Here is a 15,621-nt window from a genome sequence, read left to right as displayed (position 1 = left end):
GTCCCTGTGGGAGCTGGCTTGCCAGCGATGAGGCCCTTGAGGTCAGCACCTCCTACTGCCCACCCGCTTTGCGTTATAATCCCGCTCTTTCGCCGCCGCCCGCCCACGAGGCCGGGGCGCATTTTTACCGAATGAAGAGGCTAGACCCTTGGCATTGACGATTCTTGGCCTGTCCGGCGCCCTTAGCCATGATCCTTCCGCGGCCCTGTACATCGACGGCAAGCTGATCGCCGCCGCCGAAGAAGAGCGCTTCGTGCGCGATAAACATGCAAAGAACCGCATGCCCTACGAGTCGGCGAAGTTCTGCCTGGAACAGGCCGGCATCAAGCCGTCCGACGTCGATGTGGTGGCGATTCCGTTCGCCCCGATCAGCCTGTTCGGCGAGGCTCGCTGGCACTATGCCAAGCGCTACTGGTACGCCCCGGACCGCGCCCTTGACGCGATCCTGATGGGCAACCGCCGCTACAAGCGCTACCGCAAGAAGATCGTCTGGTGTCTGGAGCAACTGGGCTTCGATCCGAAGAAAATCAAGATCGAACCGGTCGAGCACCACCTGGCCCACGCATCCAGCGCCTATCACTGCTCCGGTTTCAAGGAAAAGACCGCGATCCTCGGCATCGACGGCAAGGGCGAATACGCCACGACCTTCTTCGGCTATGGCGAGAACGGCAAGATCCACAAGATCAAGGAGTTCTTCGATCCGGACTCCCTGGGCGGCCTGTACGGCGCGATCACCGAGTTCCTCGGCTTCGAGATGCTCGATGGCGAGTTCAAGGTCATGGGGATGGCGCCCTACGGCGACGCCAGCAAGTACGACTTCTCGCGCCTGGCCAGCTTCGAAAACGGCGAACTGGTGATCAACACCGAGTACGCCAACGTCATCGGCCTGCGCCGCTATAAAGAGAAGGGCAAGGGCTTCTACTTCTCGCCGAAGCTGATCGAGTGGCTGGGTCCGAAGCGCGAAGGCGACATCGCCGACGAGCCGTACATCCACTACGCCGCCAGCATGCAGGCGCTGTTCGAGAAACTGGCCCTGCAGATGATCGACCACTACCTGGGCGACATCCTCAAGGAAACCGGCAAGCTGGCCTTCGCCGGCGGCTGCGCGCTGAACGTCAAGCTGAACCAGAAGATCATCGCCCGTCCGGACGTGACCGAACTGTTCGTGCAGCCCGCCTCCGGCGACGCCGGTACCGCAGTCGGCGCCGCGGCTTATGTTTCCCATGCCCGCGGCGTGCCGGTCGAGAAGATGGAACATGTCTACCTCGGCCCCGCGTACTCCAACGAGGACGTGATCGCCGCCTGCGCCCGTCACCCGAGCGCGCCGAAGTGGCGCAAGATCGACGACATGCCCGAGCGCATCGCGCAGATCATGGTCGACGGCAACCCGGTGGCCTGGTTCCAGGGCCGCATGGAGTTCGGCCCGCGTGCCCTTGGCGGTCGCTCGATCATCGGCTGCCCGAGCGTGCCGGGCGTGGCCAACCGGATCAACGAGCAGATCAAGTTCCGCGAGCGCTGGAGGCCGTTCTGCCCGTCCATGCTGGACACCGTCGGCCCGCAGATGATCAAGGTCGATCACCCGGCGCCGTTCATGACCTTCACCTTCGAAGTCGCCGAGGAATGGAAGACCCGCGTGCCGGAAGTGGTCCATGAGGACGGGACTTCCCGCGCCCAGGTGCTCAAGCGCGAGTACAACCCGCGCTACTACGACATGATGAAGGCCCTGGAAAACCTGACCGGCAACGGCGTGTCGCTGAACACCTCGCTCAACCGCCGTGGCGAGCCGATGATCTGCTCGCCGACCGACGCGCTGAACATGTTCTTCGGCTCCGATCTTCAATACCTGATCATGGAAGACATCCTGGTAGTGAAGGACGGCGCGAAAGCCTATGACTCGCTCGACTGACAAGCGCGTCCTGCAGTTCTGCCATGGCTATGACGGGCCTTTCCTCGATTGTGCCCGTCAGTACGCCAGCCTGTTCGTCGGCAGCGGCTACAAGGTCACCACGGTATTCCTCACCGGCAAGGCCGATCCTCGTGTGGCCGAAGGTTGCGCCAGCGACGAGGTGCTGTTCCTCGAATTCAGCTCCAGCGCCATTCGTGGCCTGAAGCTGGGGGCTATCCGGGCGCTGCGCAAGATTGCCGCAGCGCGGGATTTCAGCTTCTGCATCGCCCATCGCTTCAAGCCCATCTACATCACCTTGCTGGCTACGCGTCTGCCGGTAATTGGCGTGCATCACGCCTTCGGCGACTACAAGCGCGGCAGTCGCCAGTTCTTCGCCAATTTCTTCAGCAAGCGCCTGAGCCTGCTCGGGGTGTCCGATGCGGTACGCGACGATATGCGCCGGAGCCTGAAGGCCTGGCCTGCCGAGCGTATCCAGACCCTGTACAACCGGGTCGATATCGAGGCGTTGCAAGCACGCCTGGTGCCGGCTGGCGAAGCCCGTGCCGCGCTTAAGCTGGACGCCGGGGCCTGGATCGTCGGCAACGTCGGCCGCCTGCACCCTGACAAGGACCAGGCCACCCTGCTGCGTGGTTTCGCCCAGGCCTTGCCGACGCTGCCAGCCGGTGCGCGCTTGGCGATCCTCGGCAAGGGTCGGCTGGAGGCATCGCTCAAGGCGCTTGCCGCCGAACTGGGTATTACCGCCCAAGTTGATTTCGTGGGGCAGGTTGCTGATGCCAGGCGCTATTTCACGGCGTTCGACGCCTTCGCCCTCAGTTCCGACCATGAACCATTCGGCATGGTCCTGCTGGAAGCCATGGTCGCCGGGGTGCCGGTAGCGGCCAGCGCTTGTGGCGGTGCCACCGAAGTGGTGGAAGGGGTTGGCGTGCTGTTCCCGCTGGGTGACGCCGCCGCGCTGGCCAGGTCCCTGCAGGTACTGGCCGCAATGGACGAAGCGCAGCTCGAGGAATGCCGCCAGCGCATGCTGGAACGCCTGCGTGCGCGCTTCTCCGACGAGGCGGTACGCCAGGTGTTCTGGCAGCTTCCGACTGTCGTCGCCCTGACTGCGGAGGCCTGATGCTCAATCGACTGCAAGGCTGGCGCGAACGCGGCTGGCGCGTCGTTGACGCCGAGACGTATGCACAGGCCTGGAACCGCTTCGGCGGCAGCGTCGCCACCCATCCGCTGGTGGTCGCGCAGCTTGCCGAAATGGCCGACATCCCGGTGCGCTACCTGGGCTGGGAGCAGGCAGGTGAAATCCAGGCGGCGATTCCCACCTGGGGGCGTTACCTGGCCCTGTCCAAGGACGTGCTCAAGCGCCAGGGCAAAAAAGGCCTGTTCGACCTGGGCAATGCCGAAATCATCCTGCCCGCTGCCGCCGGGGCGCAGGCCCCGCTGCGCCATTCTGCGCGCTACCTGTCCGCACTGAACCAGGGCCGTTTCAGCCTGCTCAAGCCGCAGGCCGAGTCGCTGGCGATGGCCCGCGAGCCAGAAGATCTATCGAAGAAGTTCCGCTACAACCAGCGCCGCGAACTGCGCCTGCTGGAAGAGGCGGGCGGGGTGGTGAAGCCGATTCAGGACTTCGACAGTGCAGAGATCGCGGCGATGTACTGCGATCTGTTTCAGCGTCGCTGGGGTTTCCCGGCCACCGGCGCCGAACGCATGGCCGAGGCCGTCGAGCGCCTGCGTTCGCTGCTGATCGGCTCGGTGGTGTTCCTCAATGACGCTGCCATTGCCATCCAGCTGGTGTACCGGGTCGAGGCGCCGGAGTGGATCAGCGTCGAGTACGTCAACGGTGGCGTCGACCCGCAGACCCGCGAATTCAGCCCCGGCAGTGTGCTCAGCTTCCTCAACACCCAGAGCGCCTGGGAAGATGCCCGCGCCCGCAGCAAGGCGCTGCGCTTCTCCTTCGGGCGTTCCGATCGCGAGTACAAGGACCGATGGTGCAACCCCGTGCCGGTATTCCAGGTTTGAACCGCAAGCAGCAATTGCTCAAGCGCCATCGCCGTAACAAGCGCATGGCGCTGCTCCTTGGCCTGCTGTTGCTGGTGGTTGTCGGCGTGCTTGTGGCCTGGTGGCTGCCGCTGTTGCTGGCAGTGCTTGGCTGGGTGGCCCATGAGGCGTGGTTCGCCGATCACCTGTTCTATTCGCCGGCGCAGGATTATCGCTATCGCTTCCCGGATGAGTGCGAACACCCGGTGCAACTGCGTGACGGCCGCCTGCAACCCGAGCAGCCCTTGGCCCTCGATGGTCATGAAACCCTGATTCTCCAGGTGCAACTGAAAAGCGGCTGGCTGGGCCGTTTCCTCGATCCCGGCGTGATCATCGCTGGCGACGGGGAACAGGACGTGCAGGGTTTCGAGCGGGGTGCCAAGGGGCTGCGCTACGTCAATCTTGGCGGGATGGGCAGCGCACTTGCACAAGGCCGGCTGGCCTTGCGCGGGCAGTTCTGCCGGCTGCTCGGGCAACCGAAGCTGTGGGTTATCCGCCATCCGGACTACCGCCGGCAGCGCGTCATGGTCATCGCGCCACATGCCGACGATGCCGAACTGGCTGCCTACGGCCTGTACAGCCAGGCCGAGGAGGCGTGGATCGTCACCCTGACGGCCGGTGAAATCGAGGCCGATCATTATCAGCGCATGGGGCTGAACCCTGTCGAGGCGGCCCGGCTCAAGGGGCGGCTGCGGGCCTGGGACAGTATCGCGGTACCGCGCTGGGCGGGTGTTCCCGAGGCGCACTGTGTGCAGTTGGGCTACTTCTGCCTGCAATTGCCGGCGATGCAGGCTTCGCCTGGCGAGCCCCTTGGCTCCCGTGAAGCCGATACCACTGATACTCGGCCGTTCCGTCGGCTCAACAGCCTGGCCTTGCCCGGGGACGACGGAGTACCAAGCTGGAACAACCTGCTCGCCGACCTGCGCGCACTGATCGAGACCGCCCGCCCGGAAGTGATCGTACTGCCGCATCCGGTGCTCGACCCGCATCCCGACCATCTGTGCGCCCATCAGGCACTGGTACAGGCTTTGCAAGGTCTCGACTGGCAGCCCGGGACCCTGCTTGGCTACGCCAATCACCTGCACGACAACGACCGTTGGCCCATGGGCGACACCGGGACTGGCGTAGCGCTGCCACCGGTCACCGAAGGCGACGAGCAGTGGCTGCCCTGCAGCCTGGGCCTGGATGCCGGGCGCCAGTGCGACAAGGCCATGGCGCTCGGTATGATGCACGACCTGCAACCACGCCCGCCTTTCAAGCGCCGCGTGCGCCGGCTGATTCAGCGAGTACTGGCGGGACGCAAGGCGTCGCCGTTCGGCGAGAACGAATTTTTCCGCAAGGCGGTGCGGCGTCACGAGCTCCTCTGGGTCGTGAAACGCCCCGGCACCACACAGGATCATCAGGAAGCCCTATGACACGACGTTTCAAGGTTCTGCAATTGCAGCCTGACTACAACATCAAACGTCATGATTTTGCCGATCTCGCCGAGCAGATCGTCAAGGCGCTGCCGCCCGAGCGCTTCGAAACCACCATGGCTTTCCTCAAGGGCAAGCCGGGTCCGGGCGAGCCGGTGAGCCGTTCCGATCATTCGGTGTATTTCGACTTCAGCGACAAGGCCCTCAAGGGCATGCGCTTGCTTGCCTTGTGGAAGCTCTACCGCTTTTGCCGCAAGGAAGGCTTCGACGTGGTGATCTGTAACCGCTTCAAGCCGGTCAACATGATGCTGCAGCTCAACCGCTGGCTGAAGATCCCGCTGTGCATCGGCATTTCCCATGGCTTCGGCGAATACGACCGTTTCTACCGGCGTCGCCAGACCCAGCGCCTGGTGGACCGTCACTGGCAGTTCGTCGGGGTGTCGCCTGCGGTGAAGCAGTACCTGGTCGATTGCAAGTGCGGCTTTACCGAGCGGAACACCCACGCCATCACCAACGCCATCGATATCCCCCAGGCCGAAGCGCTGCAGCATTCCCGCGAGAAAGCCCGCGAGCTGCTGGGGCTGTCGGCGGATGCGCGGCTGGTCGGCGCGCTGGGCCGCCTGGTGCGGGTCAAGGGGCACACCCACCTGCTCAAGGCGTTCGCGGCCCTCAAGGACAAGTATCCAGAGGCGCAACTGGCGATCATCGGCGCTGGCCGTGAACAGCAGAACCTTCAGGCAGAGATCGAGCAACTGGGCCTGGGTGGCCGCGCCCACCTGCTGGGTTTCAAGGAAAACGCCCTGCAATATGTACGCGCCTTCGATATCTGGGCCATGCCGTCGATGGCCGAAGGCCTGGGCCTGGCCCTGCTCGAAGGCATGAGCGGACGGCTGCCGGTGATCGCCTCCAGCGTGCCGGCGATGCTGCCGCTGATCCAGGGTGCCGGCGGGCTGGCCGTGGAGCCGGGCAACGTAGCGCAACTGACCGCAGCGCTGGACAGGTACCTGGCCCTGGACGAGCAGGCCCTGCGCGCCAAGGGCGAGCAGACCTACCAGTACCTGCAGGGCAACCATGACATCAATGTCTTCCGCCAGCAGTACCTGGACCTGATCGAGTCCGGCCTGGCCCAGGCGAACAAGGAACCGGCATGACCGACAAGCAACCCCTGGTAAGCGTGATCATCGCTTCGTACAACCACGGACCGTACATTGAAAAGAGCATCCAGAGCGTGCTCGACCAGACCTACCCGCACATCGAGCTGCTGGTGATCGACGATGGTTCCACCGACGACAGCGTCGAGCGCATCCAGCGCCTGCAGGCCGTGCATGGTTTCGATTTCAAGGTCCAGAAGAACCAGGGGCTGACCCGTACGCTGAACGACGGTATCGCACGTTCCCATGGTGAGCTGATCGCCACCTTCGGTTCGGACGACATCATGATGCCGGACCGCATCGCCATCCAGGTCGCGCATATGGTCGACAAGCCTGAAGTGGGTATTTGTGCAGGCAATATCGAGCTGATCGACTCCAATGGCGACCTCTTTCCCGAGAAGCGCCAGCGCCGTGATACCCCGTTCAGGCGCTCCGATTTCGAGGACATGTTCCTTGAGCGCAAACCTTACCCGCCGGCACCCACCTTGCTGTTCCGCCGCGAGGCGCTGGAAAAGGTCGGTGGCTTCGACCCGAGCATTCGCCTCGAAGACCTCTATATCGAGCTGAAGATCACCCATGCCGGCTATGTCATCGACGGCCTGCCCGTGGTCATGGCGCAGTACCGCAAGCACGCGACCAACTCGTACAAGAATCACCGCTTCATGATCGAGAGCATCCTGCGCATCTATGCGCATTTCAGCGATCATCCGGCCTACGAGGAGGTCAAGTTCAAGGCCTTGAACTCGATGTTCCTCAAAGTGGCGAACCGTGATCGCAAGCTGGCCCGCGAGCTGTTGGCGCAGATTCCGCTGCGGGCATTTACCCGCAAGACCTGGCGTGGCCTGGGGCGCTTGTTCTTTTCACCACTGGAACGGAGCTGACCGTCGATGGGCTGGATCGCACGGTTTCTGGAAAAGCGCGCCAAGCGCGAGATCCGCAAGCTGCCCCGCAGCGAGCGCGGCCGGGCGCGTTTCAAGGCGCGTTACCCGCAGTACGAGTTCGGTATCGGCAGCTACGGGCTGCCCGAGGTGCATGACTGGCAGGAGGGCTCGACGCTCAGGATCGGCGCCTACTGCTCGATTGCCGAGGGCGTGGAGATTTTCCTGGGCGGGCATCACCGGGCCGACTGGGTGACGACCTATCCCTTCCCGGCGATGTTCGATGAAGCGGCGCATATCAAGGATTACAACGGCACCCGCGGCGATGTGGTGATCGGCAACGATGTCTGGCTGTGTTCCAACAGCAGCATCCTTTCGGGTGTAACGGTCGGCCATGGTGCCATCGTGGCCGCCGGGGCCTTGGTCACCCGCGACGTGCCGCCCTATGCGATCGTCGGTGGGAATCCGGCCAGGGTGATCAACTGGCGCTTTGCGCCGGAAGTTCGTGCCGAGCTGCTACAGGCCGCCTGGTGGGATTGGCCCGAGGCGGAGATTCGCCAAGTCCTGGACAAGCTTTGCAGCGATGACATCCAGGCCTTCCTCGAATACGCGCGCCAGCGTTGATCCGGCTCAGGCCTTTTCGACGGGATTGGCCTGCAGTGCCTCCCGTTTGCGCCTGAGCCTGGCGGCCAGGGCCTTGCCCTTGGCGATACCCGGCTTTTCGAAGAGCAGGAAAGTCGCGCTGCTCACCACTACCAGCAAAGGCGTGCACAGGGCGATCAGGGCGATGAACGGCAATGGCTGGTCCATGGCAAAGCCCATCTGTGGATAGTAGTGGTAAGCCAGCCACCACAGCAGGAACCCGTGCAGCAGGTAGGTGCTGTAGCTGACTTCACCGAGCCAGCGTGCGCTGGGCAGACGCAGTGCGCCGAACAGGTCGTTGCCGGAAACGACCACGAAGAACACCACGCTCAGCAACAGCAGCGGGAACACCGCGAAGGTTTTGCGCAGCAGGGTCAGCACCACTATCAGCAGCAGCACTGCGATGATCGCCGCCAGCCGGCTGCGGCCCCAGGCCATCAGGGCCGGGCTGCGCACCCAGTAGGCCGCCGCGATACCGCCGGCGAAGCTCAGCAGGTATTTCTTCTTCAGCGAATGTTCCCAGCCCACGACCTGCGCCAACAGGTACAGGCCGACCAGGCAGGCGACGGTTTTCAGAAGCGAGCCGCGGTACAGGAAGACCATGCCGAGCAGAGGCAGGGCCAGATAGAAATACACCTCGTAGCTCAGGGTCCAGGTGACGTTGGAGATCAGGTTTCCGGTGCCTTGGACCAGGTTGAGGTCCGGTCTATCGAAGATGAGCCATAGCGACACATGCTTGAGCAGTTGGGCCGGGCTTTCTCGCAGGTTCCAGTCGCTGAGGTAGAAAACGGTAGCGAGAAGCGCTGCGAGCAGTGGCAGATAGAGCGGATAGAGACGGAAAATCCGCGAGATCGCGAAGACGCCCCAGTCATGTTGGCGCTTCTGCTTGATCAGCCGGTCCCAGAACAGGAATCCGGTGATCATGAAGAACAGGGCAACCCCCACCTGGCCGATCTGGGCGAATAAACGCTCCGGGGGCATGCCGATCTGGCCGCTCTGGTGGAAATGCCAGGCGATGGCGGCGTGGTGGATGAATACGCCCAGAGCCAGATAGCCACGCAGGCCGTCGATGGTCGTTGCACGCCCCTCCAGTTGCCCCAGGTTGTCGGCTATCGCCGGGATTTTGAGCAAGAGCGCCGCGCTTCCCAAGGCCAGGAGGTATACGGCAATCGACAGTAGGAGGGGAGTAGCCATCATTAAGGAGGTGCTTACTGATCTGTTAGATGAAGTTGTTTTCGAATCAGATGTACGTCGCGGCTGGACGCGCCTTCGGCATAGCCTTCAAGGAGGGCTTCGACATTCTCCTCGAACAACCACGCCCGGTCCTCGGGGTAGCGCTGCATGTGACGCAGGTTGCGCTGGCGCAGTTCGTGAGACAGCGGCGAAGGCAGGATGCGCATGTCGGCCAGGTCGATCAGGCCAAAGCGATCGTCGTCCAGCAACAGCACATTGCCCAGGTGCAGAGAGCGGAAATACACCCCTTGCCCGTGCAGTTGCGCGACAAACTGCCCTAGACGATAGCCCAGGCGCTTGCGTTCATCTGCCGAGCTTGCGCTGTCGAACGCCTGGCGCACGGTATGGCCCGGCAGAGGCTGGTAGCGCACCCCTTGGCTGCCGTCCGCGGTGATATGCAGATCCAGGGGCCGGGGTGTGACGAAACCCAGCGCGCCAAGGCGCTGGCTGTTGCTGACGAAACGTTGCGAGTATGGATTCAGGCCGCCCGAAGTGAACCAGCGTCGGCGGCGGAACAGCTTGAGGAAACTTCCGTCCTGCAGGCGCAGTACCTTCGGACCCAGGCCATCCTCTTCGATGATGGTCGCCCCGCCGAGCAAGCGCTCGTTGTCCTTGCGCGACAGCCTGCGCATTTCCACCCGCGGCAGGCGCCCGGCGCGCTGGGCGATGCTAAGGGCAGCGATCAGTGCGAGCGGGATCCACAGCAGGAACCAGTGCTCCTTGGGCCGGGACATGATGCCACCGCCCTCGGTCAGGCCTGCACCGATACCGAAGACAAGGAGTGTCGAGGCCAGGACGAAAAGTTGCTGGCCGCGATTGCGCCAGCCGCTGTACAGGCCGACGACGATCATGCCGGCCCATGGTAGGAAGCCTATGATGCCCAGGTTGTACAGGACGCCAAGGGCGAAGTTGTGCGGTTCGCTCAGTACGTAGCCGATCCCGAGGTCGATGCTCAGCGGGGCGTCGTAACCACTGCCGATCCATGGATGCCGGAGGATCTGGTCGAGGGTGTAGCGCCAGATTTCGAAACGGTACGAATCACCGCGTCCGGTGATCATCTCCGGCGCGACGATGAGCAGGATGATACCGACCACCGGGATGACCAGCAGCAGCAGGAGCGAGCGCCACCCTGCGCGCAGCAGGGTCATCCAGGCCACCACCATGGCCAGCGCGACCAGCGGGGTTCTGGAGCCGGTCGCCAAAACGGCGGTGAACATGATCACCAGGCCGACCAGGCACAGGCCGAGGGTGCGCAGGGTCTTGCCGTAGAGCGCGGCCCAGAGCCAGAAGGTGCAGAAGAACCCGAACAGATGGGAGCTGAGTAGCGGGTTATCCATGGCACCGGAGCCTACCAGGCGTTCACCTTGGGTATAGGTCAGGGCAAAGGCATGGATATCGTCGAGCGAGCCGGCCACTGCCAGCAATGCTGCGCCGAAGAAGATCGGCTTGACCATCTCGGGGCGATGCTGTACCAGCAGGCAGGTGCCGGCAAACAGCATGAAGATATGCAGCGGGCGCTTGATGAGCCCGCTGGTGCCCGAGTCGGAGGCGCTCCACAGGATGCTCAGCAGGGCGAACAGGACGAACAGGGTAAAGAGCTGCACGATCGGCTCGCGCATCAGTTCCTTCAGGATGGCCGGCCGCAGGCACAGGGCGATCAGCGTCGGGATGCTGAACAGGGCGTAGTAGAGCTTGTGGTGGAGGCTGCGATCCGGCAGGAAGAACAACGCACTCAGCAAAAGGAAATAACCGACCGGCAATAGCCACAGGGTTATGGCGTCAAAAACACGATTGGCGCTGTTCTGGATGCTTGGGTACATACGTTGGGCGGGTTGTCGTAGTGAGAAAGGACGCAATCTTAACCCAGCCATGGCCAGAGCGCTGCGAAACATAGCGATTGGCCTGCAGGCCCCGAATTACCCAGTCATGAAGCTGTGTTAAAGTCGGCCTCCCAATTTCCACTTCCCTCCGTGATATGACCGATTCCAGTGGCTCCGCCAGCCCCTCGAGCATAAAGATCTACTTTCGCCTGCTTGGCTACGTCCGGCCCTATATCGGGCTGTTCCTGCTGAGTATCGTCGGCTTCCTGATCTTTGCCTCGACCCAACCGATGCTGGGCTACATCCTCAAGTACTTCGTCGATGGCCTGTCCAACCCCGAAGCCGTGCTCTTCCCCAGTGTTCCCTACCTGCGCGACCTACAATTGCTGCAGGCGGTGCCGCTGCTGATCATCCTGATCGCGGCCTGGCAGGGCCTTGGCTCCTACCTTGGCAACTATTTCCTGGCCAAGGTTTCCCTGGGCCTGGTGCATGACCTGCGCGTCCAGTTGTTCAACAACCTGCTGACCCTGCCCAATCGGTACTTCGACAAGCACAACTCCGGACACTTGATCTCGCGCATCACCTTCAACGTGACCATGGTCACCGGTGCTGCCACCGATGCGATCAAGGTGGTGATCCGCGAAGGCATGACCGTGATCTTCCTGTTCGGCTCGCTGCTGCTGATGAACTGGCGGCTGACCCTGGTGATGATCGCCATCCTGCCGCTGATCGCCTTCATGGTCAGCCGGGCCAGCAAGAAATTCCGCAAGCAGAGCAAGAAGATTCAGGTCGCGATGGGCGATGTCACCCATGTGGCCTCGGAAACCATCCAGGGTTATCGCGTGGTGCGCAGCTTCGGTGGCGAGGTCTACGAGCAGAAGCGTTTCCTCGACGCCAGCCAGAGCAATACCGACAAGCAACTGCGCATGACCCGCACCGGTGCGATCTACACGCCATTGCTGCAACTGGTGATCTATACCGCCATGGCCATCCTGATGTTCCTGGTGCTGTACCTGCGCGGTGACGCCTCGGCCGGTGACATGGTCGCCTACATCACCCTGGCCGGCCTGCTGCCCAAGCCCATTCGGCAGTTGTCGGAAGTCAGCTCGACCATCCAGAAGGGCGTCGCCGGCGCGGAAAGCATCTTCGAGCAGTTGGATGTCGAGCCGGAACTGGACAAGGGCACCGTCGAGCGCGAGAGCGTCAGCGGTCGTCTCGACGTGCGCAACCTCAGCTTCACCTACCCCGGCACCGATCGCCTGGTGCTGGACGACATCAGCTTCTCGGCCGAGCCGGGCCAGATGATCGCCCTGGTCGGTCGCTCGGGCAGCGGCAAGTCGACCCTGGCCAGCCTGATCCCGCGCTTCTACCACCACAGCCATGGCGAGATCCTGCTCGACGGCATCGAGGTCGAGGACTACCGTCTGCTCAACCTGCGCCGGCACATCGCCCAGGTGACCCAGCACGTGACCCTGTTCAGCGACACCGTGGCCAACAACATCGCCTACGGTGACCTGGCCGGTGCACCGCGCGCCGATGTCGAGGCGGCGGCAGCTGCGGCCTATGCCAAGGACTTCGTCGATCAGTTGCCGCAGGGCTTCGATACCCAGGTCGGCGAGAACGGCGTGCTGCTGTCCGGTGGCCAGCGCCAGCGCCTGGCGATCGCCCGGGCGTTGCTGAAGAACGCGCCGCTGCTGATCCTCGACGAGGCGACCTCGGCCCTGGATACCGAATCCGAGCGGCATATCCAGGCGGCGCTGGACCATGTCATGGAAGGGCGTACCACCCTGGTCATCGCCCACCGGCTGTCGACCATCGAGAAGGCCGACCTGATCCTGGTCATGGACCAGGGCCGGATCGTCGAGCGCGGTACCCATGAGCAACTGCTCGCTGCCAACGGCTACTATGCCCGCCTGCACGCCATGGGCCTCGACGAGCCGGGCAAGGTCGACATCACCTGAAACAAGTGCGCCGGGCCATCCAGGCCCGGCGCCTTGGCGTTAACGGGGCGCCCGCTAGCGGGCACAGGCGAGCTGTCGCCAACCCTGTGCTAATATCCCGCCCCTGTTCATTCTGTCTGATGGGTTATCCATGAAGTTGTCCATGCCGCGTTTCGATCAAGCCCCGGTTCTGGTGGTCGGCGATGTCATGCTCGACCGCTACTGGCATGGCGGTACTTCGAGGATCTCGCCTGAAGCGCCGGTGCCGGTGGTCAAGGTCGAGCAGATCGAGGATCGTCCCGGCGGCGCGGCCAACGTCGCCTTGAACATCGCGGCACTGGGCGCACCTGCCGCACTGGTTGGCGTCACCGGCCAGGACGAGGCGGCCGACAGCCTGGCCAACAGCCTGCAGGCGGCTGGCGTGCGTTCGGTGTTCCAGCGCATCGCCCACCAACCGACCATCGTCAAGCTGCGGGTCATGAGCCGGCACCAGCAACTGCTGCGTATCGATTTCGAAGAACCCTTCGCCACCGACCCGCTGTCCCTGGGCTCGGAGGTCGAGGCCTTGCTGGAAGGGGTCAGGGTGCTGGTGCTGTCCGACTACGGCAAGGGCGCACTGAGGAACCACCAGAGCCTGATCCAGGCGGCCCGCGAGCGCGGCATCCCGGTACTGGCCGACCCCAAGGGCAAGGACTTCTCCATCTACCGTGGCGCCAGCCTGATCACCCCGAATCTCAGCGAATTCGAAACCATCGTCGGTCGCTGTGCCGACGAGGCCGAGCTGGTGGCCAAGGGTGGCGAACTGATGCGCGAGCTGGAACTGGGGGCCTTGCTGGTCACCCGCGGCGAACACGGCATGACCTTGCTGCGTCCGGATCATCCGGCTCTGCACCTGCCGGCCCGGGCCCGTGAAGTCTTCGATGTCACCGGTGCCGGCGACACGGTGATCTCCACCCTGGCCGCGGCGATCGCCGCAGGCGAAGACCTGCCCAATGCCGTGGGCCTGGCCAACCTGGCTGCCGGCATCGTGGTCGGCAAGCTGGGTACCGCGGCGATCAGCGCGCCGGAACTGCGTCGGGCGATCCAGCGCGAGGAAGGCTCCGAGCGCGGCGTGCTGGGCCTGGAGCAATTGCTGCTGGCCATCGACGATGCCCGCGCGCACAACGAGAAGATCGTCTTCACCAATGGCTGCTTCGACATTCTCCATGCCGGTCACGTGACCTACCTGGAGCAGGCGCGGGCCCAGGGTGACCGATTGATCGTCGCGGTCAACGACGATGCGTCGGTGAGCCGGCTGAAAGGGCCGGGGCGTCCGATCAACAGCGTCGATCGGCGCATGGCGGTGCTGGCGGGGCTGGGTGCGGTCGACTGGGTGATCAGCTTTGCCGAAGGCACGCCGGAGAACCTGCTGAGCCAGGTCAAGCCGGACGTGCTGGTCAAGGGTGGTGACTATGGCATCGACCAGGTGGTCGGCGCGGATATCGTCAAGGCCTACGGCGGCACGGTGAAGGTGCTGGGCCTGGTGGAAAACAGCTCGACCACTGCGATCGTCGAGAAGATCCGCAAGAACTGAAATGAAGAAGGGCCTGCATTGCAGGCCCTTCTGGTTTACGCGGACCCTGTGGGAGCTGTGTCGTCTATTTGCTCAACCCGCCCCGCGCCATCTGCAACAACGCCTTCGCCTTTCCGGTAATCCGCTGCAAGCCGCTGGGCCTGTTCGGCGCCAGCCCTTGCTGGCGCAGCCAGTCCTTCCAGCGAATCCGCTCGTCCTTCACCACCCAGCCTTCCTGCTGGGCAAAACTTTCGGCCAGGTAAAGACCGCGGGTGCTGGCCGGTACCAGCCTGTCCTTTTTCAGGGTGTACAACTCGGGCAATGGCTTGCCGTCTTCCAGCGGCATCAGGTACAGGTCGGGGCGCGCGCGATCCAGGCGGGCGACAAGCTGGTCGCCCTCCAGGCGCTCGTCGACATGGAACAGACTCAGCGACTTGGCTTCCTTCGGCACCTGCAGGCGCAGGTCGTAGATCAGTTGCAGCGATGCCGTCGGCAGATGCACGTAGGCCCGCGGCCGTTCGATCAGTTGCTGGCTACCGCAGCGTACCGGCCGCGCCGCGCCGGTGTGCGGGGAGAGGTTGAACGACAGTGCCTCGCGATAATGCAGGGCGGCGGCGTAGGGCGCCGGCAGCCAGGTGTCGTTGAAGCGTCCGCCGAGCCAGCCTTCCGGGGTTTCCAGCAGGCATTCCTCGGCAACTTCCTGGACGGCGGTATGCAGCGGCAGGTTGAGCTCCTGCGCCGGGACATAGCCCGAGATCAGCTTGAGCACCACATCGCCGCGGTCCTGCCGGCGCTGGCGCACCAGCACCCAGTAGTCGCGGTGCTGCCAGCACAGGGTCAGGCGTACCGAGACGCCGAGGTTGGCCAGTTCGACGGCGAAGCGTTCGTGATCCGGCAACTGGATCGCCTTGCGTCGTTGCAGGGTCTGGGCAAAGTTGAGCGGCCGGCCGATGCTCTGGTAGCTCAGCCCGTCCGCGCCGGCTTCGACGTGCAGCGGCAGGGTCTTGAAGTTGCTCGGGTTCTTGCGGATCAACGTTCGCGGCATGTCGGCTCCTT

General features: G+C 63.6%; 12 protein-coding genes. 9 read left to right on the top strand and 3 right to left on the bottom strand.

Features of this window, described 5'->3' with window-relative positions:
- Positions 1-148 precede the first annotated feature (148 nt).
- From CSV86_RS23290 to CSV86_RS23260, 7 genes are read left to right on the top strand one after another with little or no spacing between them, the layout of a single operon-like run.
- On the top strand, positions 149-1,906 hold the full coding sequence (locus CSV86_RS23290; protein ID WP_009399381.1) for a carbamoyltransferase family protein: 1,758 nt from the start codon (positions 149-151) through the stop codon (positions 1,904-1,906).
- Positions 1,890-3,020, top strand: coding sequence for a glycosyltransferase (locus CSV86_RS23285; RefSeq protein ID WP_009399383.1), 1,131 nt, complete (start codon positions 1,890-1,892; stop codon positions 3,018-3,020). The genes CSV86_RS23290 and CSV86_RS23285 overlap by 17 nt, the downstream gene beginning before the upstream one ends.
- Positions 3,020-3,916 carry an antimicrobial resistance protein Mig-14 gene (locus CSV86_RS23280; protein ID WP_009399385.1) on the top strand — a complete coding sequence of 299 codons (897 nt, stop codon included), beginning with the start codon at positions 3,020-3,022 and terminating at the stop codon, positions 3,914-3,916. The genes CSV86_RS23285 and CSV86_RS23280 overlap by 1 nt, the downstream gene beginning before the upstream one ends.
- Entirely contained in the window at positions 3,883-5,349 is a 1,467-nt protein-coding gene (locus CSV86_RS23275) for a PIG-L family deacetylase (RefSeq protein ID WP_009399387.1), read from the top strand. The genes CSV86_RS23280 and CSV86_RS23275 overlap by 34 nt, the downstream gene beginning before the upstream one ends.
- Positions 5,346-6,500: a glycosyltransferase gene (locus CSV86_RS23270; protein ID WP_009399391.1), complete on the top strand. Its 1,155-nt coding sequence runs from the start codon at positions 5,346-5,348 to the stop codon at positions 6,498-6,500. The genes CSV86_RS23275 and CSV86_RS23270 overlap by 4 nt, the downstream gene beginning before the upstream one ends.
- Positions 6,497-7,381 carry a glycosyltransferase gene (locus CSV86_RS23265; protein WP_009399392.1) on the top strand — a complete coding sequence of 295 codons (885 nt, stop codon included), beginning with the start codon at positions 6,497-6,499 and terminating at the stop codon, positions 7,379-7,381. Before CSV86_RS23270 ends, CSV86_RS23265 begins: the two co-directional genes overlap by 4 nt.
- A 6-nt stretch (positions 7,382-7,387) precedes the next feature.
- Positions 7,388-8,002, top strand: coding sequence for a CatB-related O-acetyltransferase (locus CSV86_RS23260; protein ID WP_009399393.1), 615 nt, complete (start codon positions 7,388-7,390; stop codon positions 8,000-8,002).
- A gap of 6 nt (positions 8,003-8,008) precedes the next feature.
- On the opposite strand, the gene CSV86_RS23255 is transcribed toward CSV86_RS23260, so the two are convergent.
- Complete coding sequence (locus CSV86_RS23255) at positions 8,009-9,217, bottom strand: acyltransferase family protein (RefSeq protein ID WP_009399395.1); 1,209 nt, start codon at positions 9,215-9,217, stop codon at positions 8,009-8,011.
- A gap of 11 nt (positions 9,218-9,228) precedes the next feature.
- The gene (locus CSV86_RS23250; RefSeq protein ID WP_009399396.1) at positions 9,229-11,073 is read right to left on the bottom strand and encodes an O-antigen ligase family protein; all 1,845 of its coding nucleotides are present in this window, start codon (positions 11,071-11,073) and stop codon (positions 9,229-9,231) included.
- A 155-nt stretch (positions 11,074-11,228) separates the two neighbouring features.
- Here CSV86_RS23250 and msbA point away from each other — a divergent pair, with 155 nt between their 5' ends.
- Together msbA and hldE are read left to right on the top strand one after the other, a co-directional pair.
- Positions 11,229-13,034 (top strand): lipid A export permease/ATP-binding protein MsbA, encoded by a 1,806-nt coding sequence (gene msbA, locus CSV86_RS23245; RefSeq protein ID WP_009399397.1) that lies wholly within the window; start codon positions 11,229-11,231, stop codon positions 13,032-13,034.
- Positions 13,035-13,164: 130 nt separating this feature from the next.
- The gene (hldE, locus tag CSV86_RS23240) at positions 13,165-14,586 is read left to right on the top strand and encodes a bifunctional D-glycero-beta-D-manno-heptose-7-phosphate kinase/D-glycero-beta-D-manno-heptose 1-phosphate adenylyltransferase HldE (RefSeq protein WP_009399399.1); all 1,422 of its coding nucleotides are present in this window, start codon (positions 13,165-13,167) and stop codon (positions 14,584-14,586) included.
- 64 nt (positions 14,587-14,650) lie between these two features.
- On the opposite strand, the gene CSV86_RS23235 is transcribed toward hldE, so the two are convergent.
- Complete coding sequence (locus CSV86_RS23235; protein ID WP_009399401.1) at positions 14,651-15,610, bottom strand: hypothetical protein; 960 nt, start codon at positions 15,608-15,610, stop codon at positions 14,651-14,653.
- Positions 15,611-15,621: the final 11 nt, after the last annotated feature.

It is taken from the genome of Pseudomonas bharatica CSV86 (assembly GCF_000319305.2).
GTDB classification, from domain to species: domain Bacteria; phylum Pseudomonadota; class Gammaproteobacteria; order Pseudomonadales; family Pseudomonadaceae; genus Aquipseudomonas; species Aquipseudomonas bharatica.
The sequence above is the reverse complement of the archived record's forward strand: the minus strand, read 5'-3'. Positions and strand labels throughout refer to the sequence as shown.

Coding starts and splice junctions, on each gene's coding strand:
- CSV86_RS23285 (WP_009399383.1), top strand. CDS start 1,890: ATGACTCGCTCGACTGACAAGCGCGTCCTGCAGTTCTGCCATGGCTAT.
- CSV86_RS23280 (WP_009399385.1), top strand. CDS start 3,020: ATGCTCAATCGACTGCAAGGCTGGCGCGAACGCGGCTGGCGCGTCGTT.
- CSV86_RS23275 (WP_009399387.1), top strand. CDS start 3,883: ATGGTGCAACCCCGTGCCGGTATTCCAGGTTTGAACCGCAAGCAGCAA.
- CSV86_RS23270 (WP_009399391.1), top strand. CDS start 5,346: ATGACACGACGTTTCAAGGTTCTGCAATTGCAGCCTGACTACAACATC.
- CSV86_RS23265 (WP_009399392.1), top strand. CDS start 6,497: ATGACCGACAAGCAACCCCTGGTAAGCGTGATCATCGCTTCGTACAAC.
- CSV86_RS23260 (WP_009399393.1), top strand. CDS start 7,388: ATGGGCTGGATCGCACGGTTTCTGGAAAAGCGCGCCAAGCGCGAGATC.
- CSV86_RS23255 (WP_009399395.1), bottom strand. CDS start 9,217: ATGATGGCTACTCCCCTCCTACTGTCGATTGCCGTATACCTCCTGGCC.
- CSV86_RS23250 (WP_009399396.1), bottom strand. CDS start 11,073: ATGTACCCAAGCATCCAGAACAGCGCCAATCGTGTTTTTGACGCCATA.
- msbA (WP_009399397.1), top strand. CDS start 11,229: ATGACCGATTCCAGTGGCTCCGCCAGCCCCTCGAGCATAAAGATCTAC.
- hldE (WP_009399399.1), top strand. CDS start 13,165: ATGAAGTTGTCCATGCCGCGTTTCGATCAAGCCCCGGTTCTGGTGGTC.
- CSV86_RS23235 (WP_009399401.1), bottom strand. CDS start 15,610: ATGCCGCGAACGTTGATCCGCAAGAACCCGAGCAACTTCAAGACCCTG.